This is a genomic window from Kitasatospora sp. SC0581 (assembly GCF_048159585.1).
In the GTDB taxonomy this organism is placed as follows: domain Bacteria; phylum Actinomycetota; class Actinomycetes; order Streptomycetales; family Streptomycetaceae; genus Kitasatospora.
Map to the genome: position 1 here is coordinate 38,205 of NZ_JBLRWA010000011.1, position 13,786 is coordinate 51,990.

Annotated in this window: 4 protein-coding genes; all 4 read right to left on the reverse strand. The window is 74.3% G+C overall.

Annotated features, from left to right (window positions below):
* Positions 1-27: 27 nt before the first annotated feature.
* Complete coding sequence (locus ACLWS4_RS19055; protein WP_416874711.1) at positions 28-1,752, reverse strand: phytoene desaturase family protein; 1,725 nt, start codon at positions 1,750-1,752, stop codon at positions 28-30.
* The gene (locus ACLWS4_RS19060; protein WP_416874712.1) at positions 1,739-10,984 is read right to left on the reverse strand and encodes an amino acid adenylation domain-containing protein; all 9,246 of its coding nucleotides are present in this window, start codon (positions 10,982-10,984) and stop codon (positions 1,739-1,741) included. Before ACLWS4_RS19060 ends, ACLWS4_RS19055 begins: the two co-directional genes overlap by 14 nt.
* Before the next feature lie 72 nt (positions 10,985-11,056).
* Positions 11,057-11,914, reverse strand: a complete 858-nt coding sequence (locus tag ACLWS4_RS19065; RefSeq protein WP_234348325.1) for a sterol desaturase family protein — start codon at positions 11,912-11,914, stop codon at positions 11,057-11,059.
* A 308-nt stretch (positions 11,915-12,222) separates the two neighbouring features.
* Positions 12,223-13,662 carry a helix-turn-helix domain-containing protein gene (locus tag ACLWS4_RS19070; RefSeq protein WP_416874713.1) on the reverse strand — a complete coding sequence of 480 codons (1,440 nt, stop codon included), beginning with the start codon at positions 13,660-13,662 and terminating at the stop codon, positions 12,223-12,225.
* Between the last annotated feature and the right edge of the window lie 124 nt (positions 13,663-13,786).

A 13,786-nucleotide genomic window follows, 5' to 3' on the forward strand; every position in this document is an offset into this window, starting at 1 on the left:
TCTGCCGGCCGCCGGTCGTCGTCCCGCTCACTCCGCCACACCCACTTCCGCCACGCCTGCCTCCGGCACTCCCACGTCCGGCGCTCCCACGGTGGCGCGGTCGAGTTGCGGCAGGCGGCCCCACTTGCCCGCGTGCCAGGGTTCCCGGTTGTCGCTGGGCCAGGCCCGGAACGGCTGGCCGAGCTCCCGGCAGAGGTACTGCGCGGCGAACCGTCCGCTGGTGGCGGCCCGGATCAGCCCGCCGAGCGCGGTCCACTGGCCCGCCATGGAGAAGCCGCTCAGCCCGGGCAGCCGCATCCGGTCCTTGTTGACCAGCCGGTTGGCGGCGTCCTCGGCCTCGGAGAAGGCCTGCCAGGCGAGGATGCTGCCGTAGGTGTTGCCGGTGAACCGCTCGGTGGTCACCGGCGAGGCCACGTCCACGAGTTCGATCCGGCCGCCGAGCCCGGGGTACGTCCGCTCCAGGAACTCCCGGACGAACGAGGCGACTTCCTGCTTGCGCGCCCGGTAGGCCCGGCGGTCGCCGGTCCGCAGGTCCTTCCAGGAGCGGTAGTCGCTGAAGTAGGTGCAGTGCAGCACCGACTTGCCGGGTGGCGCGAAGCCGTCCGCGTAGGAGGACCGCAGCTGCACCACCAGGCTGCGCTGGAGCGAGCCGGGCAGCCGCTCGCCGTCCTCGGGCGTCAGCAGGTAGGTGGTGCTGTGCGGCTCGCCCTCGGGCAGCGGTCCGTCGATGCCGACGAAGGCGGAGACCACGGCCGGGTACAGGTTGCCCGGCTTGTCGAGTAGTTCGCCGTACAGCTTCTCGGTGGCGGGGCTGGAGTAGCGGCCCTCCAGCAGCCGTTCGAGCACCGTCGGGCCGTCGCAGGCGGCCACCACGTGGTCGGCGAAGTGCCGGGTGCCGTCCTTGAGTTCCACCCCGATCGCGCGCCCGTCCTCGATCAGGACGCGCTCGACCCGGCAGCGGTAGCCGATCACCCCGCCGAGCGAGGTGTAGCGCTCCTCGACCGAGCGCGCCAGCCCGAGCGAACCGCCCTGCGGGAAGCCCGCGTTGCCGTTGTGGGCGGCCGCCAGGGTGTAGAGGTACGGCAGCAGCGGGAAGCCCTCGGGTTCCTGGAGGAACATGTTGGGGAAGGCCCGCCGCAGCAGCGGGTCCTGGAAGCGCTCGGCGAAGCCGCTCATCGGGGTGGTGGCGGTGCGCCAGAACAGCCGGAACGCGGGCAGGACAGCGCGCAGGGTGCGCAGCCGTTCCGCCGTGGTGCGCAGCGGCGGCGGGGTGAGCTCCCAGGGCAGCTCCATCGCGGCGTAGCGGCGCAGGTCGCGGCAGAAGGCCCGGATCGGCTTGGCGTCGCCGGGTGCGAGGGCCAGCAGGTGGGCCTCGAGCCGGTCCGGGTCGCCGTAGAAGGTGACGGCCCGGCCGTGTTCGTCGACCACCCGGTTGAAGGTGTCGAAGCGGGTCACCGACTTGCCGTCCAGGGCGCCGAGTTCGCTCCAGACCTGGTGCGCGCCGGTGCCCTCGGCGGTGCCGATCAGCCAGTCGATGCAGTAGTCGAACAGATAGCCGTGCCGGGACCACGCGGTGCAGCAGCCGCCGGGCAGCACGTGCTTCTCGAAGATCCGGGTCTCCAGGCCGCTCATCTGCGCGTAGCAGCCGGTGGCGAGGCCGGCCAGGCCGGCCCCGATCACGATCACCCGGGGCGGGCCGCCGGCGGCCCGCTCCCTGCCGGACCAGTCCGGCCCGCGGTCAGCCGCGGCCATCGGCGGTGCCCCCGGCCAGGATGGCGCCCGCCAGTTCGGCGTTGCGGGCGGCGAAGTCCCCGTCGAGCATCTCGGCGTGGGCGCCGTGCCCGACGTACACCGCGGTGCCCGTGGTGGAGGCGCCGTGCCAGGAGCCCGGTTCGCCGCCCACGTGCACGGAGAGCCGGTCGCGCTCGCAGACCACGTCCAACTGGGCCCTGACCGTTCCGGTGTTGGGCGTCCGGCTGCTGAACTCCAGGTAGTCCCTGGCCTGTTCGAGGGTCTCCTGGGCGACGATCCGCGAGCCGGTGTGGCGGTGCAGGTGCTCGTGGAGTTCGCGTTCGAAGACGGCAAGGTGCTCCTCGCCGAGGTCGAAGGCCTCGGTGACCCGGTAGGCGTCCACCATCAGCACCGAGGCCACCGTGCGTCCGCGCCGCTCCAGCTCCTTGGCCACCTCGAAGGCGAGGTTGCCGCCGAGCGAGTAGCCGAGCAGGACGTACGGCCCGGCGGCGTGCAGCTCCTCGGCCAGGTCCGCGTAGCGGGCGATCTTGTCGTCGCCGGTCAGGTAGTTGAAGGAGGCGATCCGGTGTTCCGGCAGGTGCGCGGCGAGCTGCCGGTAGACCAGCCCGTGGCCGCCGGCCGGCGGGAAGCAGAAGACCGTGTGCTCCTCGGGCGCCCCGGCGTTGAACCAGAGGTAGGGCTCGCCGCCGGCCACCTCGCCGGTGATGATCTGCTCGACGGTGCGGGCCATGCCGTGCAGGGTGGTGACCTTGAACAGCAGGCCGACCGGGATGCTGATGTTGAACTCGCTCTGGAGGTGGTGGATCAGCTCGATGAGCCGGATCGAGCTGCCGCCGAGTTCGAAGAAGTCGTGCTGGAGGCCGACTTCGTCCAGGCCGAGCAGGTTCCGCCAGTGCTCGGCGACGCTGGTCTCGTAGAGCGTGACGGGCGGTTCGTGCTGGGCCCCGGCGGTGTCGGCCTTGGGCTCGGGCAGGGCCGCGAGGTCGACCTTGCCGTTCGGGGTGAGCGGCAGGGCGGGCAGTTCGGTGAGGTAGGAGGGGATCATCACGGTGGGCAGGTGCTCGGCCAGGTGGCGGCGCAGTTCGCGGCGGTCCAGCACGGTGCCCTCGGCGGGCACCACGTAGGCGGCGAGGACGGCCTCGCCCCGGGCATCCTGGCGGACGGCCACGCAGGCCTGGGCGAGTTCCGGGCGGGCGGTGAGGTGGGCCTCGATCTCGCCCAGCTCGATCCGGTGGCCGCGGACCTTGACCTGGTTGTCGATCCGGCCGAGCAGGTGCACCGTGCCCGCGGCGTCCCAGTGGCCGAGGTCGCCGGTGCGGTAGAGCCGCGCGGGCGTGCCGTCGAGGTCCAGGGTGACGAAGCGCCGGGCGGTCTGCTCCGGGTCGTTGGGGTAGCCGGCCGCGACGCCCGCGCCGCCGATCCACAGTTCGCCGGGCACGCCGACCGGGACGGGCTCGCCGTACGGGTCCAGGACGTACACGGCGCTGTTCGGGAACGGGCGGCCGATCGGCACCATCCGGCCGGGTTCCAGCCGGTCGGTGGCGCCCTCGTAGTAGGTGCTGTCGACGCTGGCCTCGGTCAGCCCGTAGGAGTTGACCAGCCGGGTCCGCGGGCCGCACAGGGCGCGCACCCGCTGGTGCTCGGCGGCCTTCCAGGAGTCGGAGCCGACGATCAGCAGCCGCAGGAAGTCCAGCGGCAGGCCCTCGCGCTCGCAGTGGGCCAGCAGCGCGCGGGCCACGGCGGGCACGAACTCGCCGCCGTCCACGGCCTCCTCGCGCATCACCCGGTACAGCCGGGCGGTGTCGAAGAGCAGCTCGCGGTCGACCAGGACGAGGGTGCCGCCGGTGCTGAGCGCCCGGGCGAGGTCGCCGGAGAAGACGTCGAAGGCGGTGCCGGCCATCTGGAGGTGCACCCGGACCTCGGTGTCCAGCCGGTACTCGGCGCGCCAGCCGGCGGTGACGGCGGCCAGGTTGCGGTGGTCGACCCGGACCCCCTTCGGACGGCCGGTGGAGCCCGAGGTGTGGATCAGGTAGGCGGCCCGGTCCGGGTCGGCGGCGGGCAGCGGTACGGCGCCCCCCAGCACGGGCCGGTCCAGCTCCTCCAGGGTGACCGGTGTGGCGGGCAGGTCGGCCGGGAGCGGGCGCCGCTGGTCGACCACCACCAGCGCCGCTCCGGCGTCCGTGACCTGGTGGGCGAGCCGGTCGGCCGGGTGCCCGGGGTCGAGCGGCAGGTAGGCGGCGCCGGCCCGCCAGATCGCCAGCAGGGTGCTGATCAGCTCGGGCGACTTGTCCAGGCAGACCGCGACCACCGAGCCCTCGCCGACGCCGAGTTCGCGCAGCCGTACGGCGGTGCGCTGGGACTGCCGGTCCAGTTCGCCGTAGGTCAGCCGGCGGACGCCGTCCCGGCCGGGCGCGACCACCGCGACCGCCTCCGGCCGCTCGGCGGCGGCCTTGGCGATCAGCTCCGGCACCGGGGTGTCGTGCTCGATCCGGCGCTCGGCGCCGCTGAAGCCGGTGAGGATCTCCCGCCGTTCGGCCTCGCCCAGCATCCGCAGCCGCCCGACCGGCTCGCCCTCGGCGGCGCGGGTCATGGCGTCCAGCAGGTTGCGGTAGTGCGCGGCCAGCCGCTGGACGGTGGCGGGCTCGAAGAGGTCGGAGTTGTACTTGAAGACGCAGTGGAAGCAGCCGTCCGCGCGGTCCTCGTAAGCGGACAGCGTGAGGTCGAACTGGCCTTCCTCCTCCGGGAGTTCGATGTACTCCAGGCGGTAGCCGAAGCGCTCCACGGCGACCTTGTGGGTGAGCAGGATGAACATCGCCTGGAACACCGCGGAGCGGCTCGGGTCGTGCTGGAGCCCCAACTGCTCGACCAGCAGCGGGAAGGGGTACTCCTGGTTGTCCAGCCCGCCGAGCACGCTCTCCCGCACCCGGGCCAGCAGGTCGGCCACGGTCGGCTCCCCGGCCAGGCTCACGTGCAGCGGCAGCGGGTTGACGAAGTAGCCGTAGACCGAGGCGAACTCCTCCTGGGTGCGGCCGGTGACCGGGCTGCCGACCACGATGTCCGGCTGCCCGGACCAGCGGTGCAGCAGCAGGTAATAGGCACTGAGCAGCACCATGAACGGGGTGGCGCCGTTGACACGGGCCAACTCGTGTACCCGGGCGGTGAGTTCGGCGTCCAGCTGGAAGAACTCGGAGGCGCCGTTGTGGGTCTGCACGGCCGGGCGCGGCTTGTCGGTGGGCAGCGCCAGCACCGGCATCTCGGCCGGCAGGTGGCCGCGCCAGTAGTCGAGCATCCGCCGGGCCTCGGGCCCGGCCAGGAAGCGGTTCTGGCGGTTGAGGAAGTCCAGGTAGCGGGCGGGCACCGGGGGCAGCTCCGGGGTACGGCCCTGGCGCAGCGCCTCGTAGACCTCGAACAGCTCCTCGATGAAGGTGAAGGTGGAGATCGCGTCCGAGACGATGTGGTGGACGGCCTTCATCAGCACCCAGCGGTCCGGCCCGCGCCGGAACAGCCGCAGCCGGACCAGCGGGTCCTCGGCGAGGTCGTACGGCCGCCGGTACTCGCGGACGATCAGGTCGTGGATCTCCTCCCACGGCCGGCCCTCGACGTCGAACAGCCCGGTGTCGGCCTCGACCTCCTCCCGGATGCGCTGGACCGGGCGGCCCTCCTCGGCGGTGAAGGCGGCGCGCAGCTCGGGGTGCCGGGCGACCAGGAACCGGAAGGCCCCGAACATCAGCTCCGGGTCGAGCTCCGCGCGGACCTCCACGGCGCCGCCGATGTTGTACGCGAAGCCGTCCGGGTGCAGCAGGCGCAGGAACCAGAGCGCCTGCTGGTTGTGGGTGAGCGGGAAGCGGGACTCGTCGGCGTACAGCTCCACCTCGGCCTCGGCCGGGCCGCCGGCGGCGGCGAGCCGCTCGGCCAGGCCCTCGGTGAGCAGGTCGACCAGGTCGCCGAGGCTGCCGTTGCTGAGCAGGGCCACCACCGGCAGGGCGACGCCCAGTTCGCCGTGCACCCGGGCGCGCAGCTCCATGGCGAGCAGCGAGTCCAGGCCGTGCGCGCCGAGTCTCGTGTCGGCGTCGATCCGTTCGGCGGCGATCCGCAGCACGGCCGCGGCGGCGGCGGTCAGCCGCTCTGCCACCAGCTCCCGGCGGGCCTGCGGGTCGGCCGCGCGGTAGGCGTCCAGGAAGCCGCCGGTCTCGGCCGGGGCCTGCTCGGCGGCGCTCGCCGCGAGGTCGGCGACCAGCGGCGGCGGCGCCGGGTACCAGGCGAGGAAGGTCGGCCAGTCGACCACGGTGGCGACCAGCAGCTGGGCGCGGTCCTGGCCGAGGACGCGCTCCAGGACGGCCGTTCCGGCGTCCGGCGGCAGCGAGCTCATGCCGCGGGCGTCGCGGTAGTGGGCGACCAGGCCCAGCTCCTCGATCATGCCGGTGGCCCACGGGCCCCAGTCCAGGCTGAGCCCGGGCAGCCCCTCGGCCCTGCGGTGGTGGGCCAGGGCGTCCAGGAAGGCGTTGCCCGCCGCGTAGTTGGTCTGTCCGGCGGTGGTGAGCAGCGAGGCGACGGAGGCGAACAGCACGAAGTGGTCGAGCGGTTCGTCGCTCAGCAGCCGGTGCAGCAGGTGGCCGCCGACCACCTTGGGGCCGTAGCCGGCGTCGAAGGCCGGACGGTCCATCTGGGCCAGCAGGGTGTCCTTGACCTGCCCGGCGAGGTGGAACACGCCACGGATCGGCGGGAGTTGGCGCTGCCGGTAGTCGGCGAGCCAGCCCGCGAGGGCGGCCTCGTCGGTGACGTCGACCGGGGCGAGCAGCGGTTCGGCGCCGAGCGCCTGGAGTTCGCGCAGGAAGGCGATCCGCTCGCCGACGGGGGTGTCCGGGTCGGTGTACGCCCACTCCGAGCGCTCCGGCAGGGCGGTGCGGCCGACCAGGATCAGCCGCCGGGCGCCGCGCCGTACGAGGGTGCGGCAGAGCAATCGGCCGAGCGCGCCGAAGGCGCCGGTGACCAGGTAGCTGCCGTCGGGGCGGAGGACCGGCGGCAGCGGGCGGGTGAGGCCCTCGGCCTGCCGCAGCCGGCTGGTGAGCCGGCCGCCGGCCCGCAGCGCGATCTCCTGCTCGTCCCGGGCCGCGAGTTCGGCGAGCAGCGCCTCGGCCTGCTCGGCGGCGTCGACGGCCGGGTCGAGGTCGATCAGGGTGCCGCGCTGGGCGACCAGCTCCTGCTGCCACAGCACCCGGCCGATGCCCCAGGCAGGGGCGCCGAGCGGTTCGACCCGGTCGCCGGGGGCGGCGGGCTGGGTGCCCCGGGTGACGATGTGCAGCCGGCCGTCCGGGCGGGCGGCGGGCAGGGCCTGGGCGAGGGTGATCAGGGAGTAGGCGCCGAGGGTCGCGAGCGGGCCGAGCCGGTCGGCGGTGGTGGCGGCCAGCGCGGGCTGGTCGAGGTTCCAGAGGTGGACGACGGTGCCGAAGGCTGGGTCGAGGTCGGCGAGCAGCCGCCGGACGTCCTCGGCGGAGTCGGGCCGGACGGTCGAGTGCCCCTCACCGTGCCGGTACTCGTCTCCGGGCCGGACCAGGTGGCAGCGGGCGCCGCGCCCGGCGGCCAGGGCCGCCAGGCGGTCGCCGAGGCCGCCCTCGTCGGCGAAGAGCAGCAGGTCGCCGGGGGTCTCGTCGAGGGGCGCCTCGGCGGCGGCCACCCAGTCGACCTCGGTGAGCCAGCCGTCGATGGTGGACAGCCCGACGGAGGCCGGGGCCTGGGCGACGTCGGCGACCCGGAAGCCGGTGACCCGGCCGACCGGGGTGCCGTCCTCGGTGTAGAGCGCGAGGTCGCCGACGAGTTCCTCGCCGCTGTCCCGGGTCACGGTGGCGTGCACCCAGAGCGGGCGGTCGCCGATCGCGTCGAGCCGGACCTCCGCGATCGAGACGGGGAGCCGGACGCTGCCGCCCTCGGGCACCGCCAGCCGGGTGGTGAGCAGGGTCTGGAAGCAGCCGTCCAGCAGCACCGGGTGGAGGTGGTGGTCGGCCGCGTCCGGGCCGAGCTGGGTGGTCGGTCGGATCCGGGCCAGCGCCTCGCCGGGGCCCGCCCACACCTCGGCGATGGCCTGGAAGGCCGGGCCGTAGTCGTAGCCGCGCTCGGCCAGCTGCCGGTAGCAGTCCGGGCCGTCCAGGTGCCGCCCCCGGGCGCGCAGGGCGTCCAGGTCCGGTGCGGGGCCGTAGGAGCGGCGCTGGCCGGTGCGGACCCGGCCGCCCGCGTGCACGGTCGGCTCGCCGCCGGCCGGGGTGGAGGCGATGGTGAAGCGGGCGTCCTCCGGCGCGTAGCCGAGCTGGACGGGGACGGGCTCGGTCTCGGAGAGGAACAGCGCCCGGTTCAGCTCGATCTCGGCCAGCGTCACCTCGGTGCCGCCGGTCAGGGTGCGGACGGCCTGGGCGGCCATCTCCAGGTACCCGGCGGCCGGGAAGACCACCTGGCCCTCGATCCGGTGGTCGGTCAGGTAGGGCAGCCGCTCGGGGTCGAGGGTGCCGGTCCAGCCGGGCTGGGCACTCGCGGTGCGGCGGCCGAGCAGCGGGTGGTCCAGCCGCCCGAGCCGGACCTGCTCGACCGGCTTGGGCTCCACCCAGTACCGGTCGCGCCGCCACGGGTAGGCCGGCAACGGCACCGGGCGGCCGGCCGGGTGCAGCGCGTCCCAGCTCAACTCGACGCCGAGGGTGTGCAGTTCGGCGAGGCTGCGGGCGAGGCGCTCGGGCTCGTCCTGCTGCCGGCGGATCGACGGCAGGGTGTGCGCCTGCTCCGCGCACTCGCGGATCGCGTGGCCGAGCACCGGGTGCGGGCCGAGCTCCAGGAACAGTCCGTGCCCGTCCTCGGCCATCCGCTCGACGGCGGCCCGGAAGCGAACCGGGTTGCGGACGTTCTGCCACCAGTACTCGCCGTCCAGCTCCGGCCCGCGGGCGAGCCCCTCGCGGGCGGTGAGGTAGAGCGGCAGCCGGGCCGCCTGGGGCTTGATGGCGGCGAGCGCGGCCACCAGCTCGCCCCGGATCGGGTCCATCCGCACGCTGTGATACGGGACTTCGACGTCCAGCAGGCGGGCGAAGACGCCCTGCTGGCGCAGCTCCTCGGCCAGTTCGCCGAGGGCCTCGGCGTCCCCGGCCAGGGTCACCGCGGAGGGGCTGTTGACCGCGCCGAGCGAGATCTGGGAGCGGTACGGGCGGATCCGGCGCTCCGCCTCGGCCTCCGGCAGACCGACCGCGAGCATGGTGCCGGTGCCGGCCAGGCGCTGCTGGAGCCGGCTGCGGGCGAGCACCACCCGGACGGCGTCGGCCAGGTCGTAGACCCCGGCCTCGTGGAAGGCGGCGACCTCGCCGGTGCTGTGGCCGACCACCGCGTCGGGGCGCAGGCCGTGGCTCCGCCAGAGCGCCGAAAGCCCCACCTGGACGGCGAAGTTGGCGGGCTGGGCCAGCCAGGTCTCGGCCATCCGGGAGTCCGCCTCGTCGCGGTCCAGCTCGGTCAGCAGCGACCAGCCGGCCTGCGCGCGGATCTCCCGGTCGACGGCCCGCACGGCCTCCCGGTAGACCGGCTCGTGCTCGTACAGCCCCCGGCCCATGCCCCACCACTGCGGGCCCATGCCGGTGAACACCCAGGCCAGCCGGCGCTGCCGGCGCTCCCGGGCGTGGCCCTGGACCACCCGCGGGTGCTCCTCGCCGCGCTCGTACGCGGCCAGCGCCTCGTCCAGGTCCTCCCGGGTGGAGTAGACCACTCCGAGCCGCTGGGGCAGGTGCTGGCGGCGGTGCGCCAGGGTGTGGCCGAGGTCGGCGAGGGGCGTCCCGCCGGCGAGCTCCTGCCGTACGGCGGCGGCCAGTTCGGGCAGTCCGGCGGCGTCCTTGGTGCTCAGCGGCAGCACCGTGCGGGCCGGCTCGGCCACCGGTGCGGCGGGCCCGGGCCGCGGCGGCTCCTCCAGCAGGACGTGGGCGTTGGTGCCGCCGAAGCCGAAGGAGTTGACGCCGGCCCGGGCCGGGCCCCGGTGCTCGGGCCAGTCCACCGGAGCGGTCGGGATCTCGAACGGCAGCGCGTCGAGGTCGATGCCGGGGTTGGGCCGCTCCAGGTTGAGGTGCGGCGGGATGCGGCGGTGCTTGATCGCGAGCGCGGTCTTGATCAGCCCGGCGACGCCGGCCGCCGCCTCGGTGTGCCCGATGTTGGTCTTGACCGAGCCGACGTAGCAGCGGTCCCCGGCGCGGCGGCCGACGCCGAGCACCCGGCCGAGGGCGGCGGCCTCGATCGGGTCGCCGACCGGGGTGGAGGTGCCGTGCGCCTCGACGTACTGGAGGCTGCCGGGCAGCACCCCGGCCTCGGCGCAGACCCGCTCGATCAGGGTGACCTGGGCGTCCGCGCTGGGGACGGTGATGCCGTTGGTGCGGCCGTCCTGGTTGACGCCGGTGCCGAGGATGACGGCGTGCACCGGGTCCCCGTCGCGCAGCGCGTCGGAGAGCCGCTTGAGCACGACCACGCCGACGCCCTCGGCCCGGACGTAGCCGTCCGCGGAGGCGTCGAAGGCGCGCGAGCGGCCGTCCGCGGAGAGGAAGCCGCCCTTGGTCTCGGCGATCGTGTACTGCGGCGCCATGTGCAGCAACGCGCCGCCGGCCAGGGCGAGTTCGGTCTCGCCGCGGAGCAGGCTCTGGCAGGCGAGGTGGACCGCGACCAGCGAGGAGCTGCACGCGGTGTCGATCGAGACGCTCGGCCCGCGGAAGTCGAAGCAGTGCGAGATCCGGTTGGACACCATCGTCATCATGGTGCCGGTGGCGGTGTGCGCCGCGATGGTGGCGAAGTCGAGGTCGGCGAACTGGAGGATCTTCCAGTCGAGGGTGAAGGCGCCCATGTAGACGCCGACCTCCCGGCCGGCCAGCTCGCCGGGGCGCAGGCCGCCGTCCTCCAGGGCCTCCCAGCTGACCTCCAGGAGCTTGCGCTGCTGCGGGTCCATGTGTTCGGCCTCGCGCGGGCTGATCCCGAAGAAGTCCGGGTCGAAGGTGTCGAAGCCGTCGATGTAGCCGCCCCGGCCGCCGATCAGCCGCCCCGGCTTGGCCCGGTCCCTGCTGCCCAGGGTGCCGGTGTCGTAGCGGTCGGCGGGCGTCTCGGTGAGACAGTCCCGGCCCTCGATCAGGTTGCGCCAGTAGGACCGGTGGTCGTTGGCGTGTCCCGGCAGGCGGCAGCCGATACCGGTGATCGCGATGCGTTCGCGGGGCACGGCGAAGGGCGAGGAGGTCATGATCCAATCCGGGGTGGTGATGGCGTGGCGCCGGGGACACGGGCAGGTGGGAGCGGCCGCTCGGGCCGGGTGTCAGACGGACTGCTCGGTGGTCTTCGCCCGGCGCCAGGGGTGCAGCAGGGTGGCGCCGAGTTCGCCGGTGGCGGGGAACGCGGCCGGGTCGGTGAGGCCGACGGCCTTCGGCACTCGGCCGGGCCGCCAGGTGAAGCTCCCGAACACGTGGTCCCAGAGCGAGAGGTCGGAGGCGTAGTGGCCGGCTTCGGCGAGGTCGGTGCTGTGGTGCAGGCGGTGGAGTTCCGGCCCGGCCAGGACGTGGCCGAGCGGACCGATGCGGACTTCGATGTTGGCGTGGACGAAATACCCCTGAGCCAGGACGAATATTCCGACCACGAACACTGAATCCGCCGAGAATCCGATCAGCGCCAGCGACAGTTGCACCACGGACTGCGCGACGAACACGTCCAGGAAATGATTCACGCCGTTGTTCGCGACGTTCACCTTGTCCGGGACGTGGTGCACCCCGTGCAGCCGCCAGAGCCACCTGTTGCGGTGGGACCAGCGGTGCACGAGGTAGTCGCCGAGCGAGCCGACCAGCAGCGCGAGTGGGATCTCCACCGCGAACGGCAGCGCCGGGTGGGCCGGGCCGAGCACCTGCACCAGCGTCGCCACCAGCCCCTGGGCCAGTGCGCCGCCGACCATGCTCAGCGCGAAGTAGACGCTGTACCAGCCGAGTTCACGTCGGCTCGGATGCCAGTCGGTCCGGTACGGGATCACCCGTTCCAGCACCGCCAGGTAGACGAGGACGGCGATCAGGAAGAGCGGGGAGACCCGGTCCGGCCCCCAGCGGAAGTGCAGGGTCGCGACGGCCGTGCACAGCACACCCAGGAGCAGCAGCGGATGGGCGAGCCGGCGGGCAATGGCTGACAGCACGCGCCCCCCGTTCTTCGCGGACTAACGACTGGAAACGTCAGAGACTCTAGCGGGCGACGCGCGCCGTGACAGTCATTCGACGTGTTAACTCCATGAATGACCCGATCGGCGGACTATACGCGCACGAAGTTGACGTCTGTGCGGCGCGAAGGGGGCGCATTGTCGAGAAGAAGCGGGACTTGACGGTGTGTGACAACAGTCGTGCAGATCTTCGAGCGCTGATGTGCGCCCCTTCTGCGCCGCCGCGCGCGGCTACCGATCCGGCCATATCCCACGGCCGGCGCCGCGACTCCAGGAGCGCCCCCGGGTCAGGAGCGGGCCGGCTCCGCCCATCGGTGTGCGGCACGGGGCGCGTGCGCCGCGAGACGGTCGCGCAGACCGCGCAGTTCGTACTCGACCAGCGCGGGCAGCGCGGTCGCGCCGGTCGCCTCCAGGGCGGGGCCGAGCAGGTCGACGGCCGTCGCCGGGTCGTGCGCGCAGACGTGGCAGTCGGCCGCGCGGACGATGAAGAGCAGACGGCTGGAGGGCAGTTGGTCCGGACCGAGCAGGCCGAGGGCGGTCTCGGTGGCGTCCAGCGCCCGGCGGGCCAGCCGGGGGTCGTCGGTGGCGGCGGCGAGGTCGCGCAGCGCGGCGGCCGCGGCGGACTCGACCCGCATCCGCATCGAGGCGATGGAGAGCCAGGGCACGTCGACCTCGTCCTCCGCGCCGATGTGGTCCAGGTGCGACCGGGCCAGGTCGATCTGCCGGACGGTCGCCCGCACGTCGCCGGTGAGCGCGTGCGCCCGGGCCCGGCTGATCCGGCCCATCGCACCGGCCCAGTGCCGGTCCGGGGCGGCCCGTTCGATCTCGCGGGCGTAGCCGAGGGCGGCGACCGGGTCGCCGTCCAGCCGGGCCAGGATGCTCATGTCGCTGAGCGTGCCGACCTGGGTGGCCCGGTCCGCGGCCAGCCCGGCCCAGGTGAGGGCGCGGTCGTAGCAGGCCATCGCGGTGGCGTTGCGGCCGTCCTGCATCCGCAGCGCGCCGGCCGCGTGGGCGTGCTCGGCGGCCAGCCGGACCAGCGGGCCGCGCTGCCCGGCGGGGGCGGTGGCGAGCCTGGCGAGCACCGCGCGCAGGGTGCGCTCGACGGCGGCGACCAGGACCGGGCGGTCGCCGGTCTCGCCGGAGCGCAGGCGGGCGGCGAGCAGGCCGGTCAGGGCGTGTGCGGTGACGGCGTCCAGCGGGCGGGCGGCGGCCGGGTCGGCGAGCGCCTCGGCGGAGCAGAACTCGGCGTGCAGGGCGGCGAGTTCCCCGGGCTCGGGGACGGCGCAGCCCTCGGCGCCGTGCAGCGGACAGAGCAGCCCGTAGTCCGGAAGCCGCGGCGGAGCGGGCGCCGGGGGCGGGGGTGGGGCGGACGGGCCGGACGGTGCGCCGCCCGGCAGCGGGGGCCGGAGCAGGGCGGGCGAGATGGCGTCCGGGTCGCACAGTTCGGCGTTCTCGGCGCGCTGACAGGCGGCGCTCAACTCCCCTGCGGCGCCGAGGAGGTCGTCGATCCGGTCGGCGACCCTGGGGGTGACCCGGCGGGCGCCGTGCTCGATCTTGCTGACCGCGGTGTGGTCGTAGCCGATCCCGGCGCCGAGCTGCGCCTGGGTGAGGCCCGCCCGGCGCCGCCAGTGCCGCAGCCGGGCGCCGAACTCCCGCCAGGCGTCCTGCCCCCGGCCGGTCGGCGGTGCCGGCACCGCCGCCGCAGGGGCCACACGGTTCCGCTGCACGGCTGCCTCCCCGGGCGCGTCGTCCCCGGCCGGCCGCCGGGCCTGTCGACGATTCCAGTGATTCCGACGACTCGGATCAGGAGGACGGTACTCGATGGCCACCCGCCTCGTACATGAGGTGGTC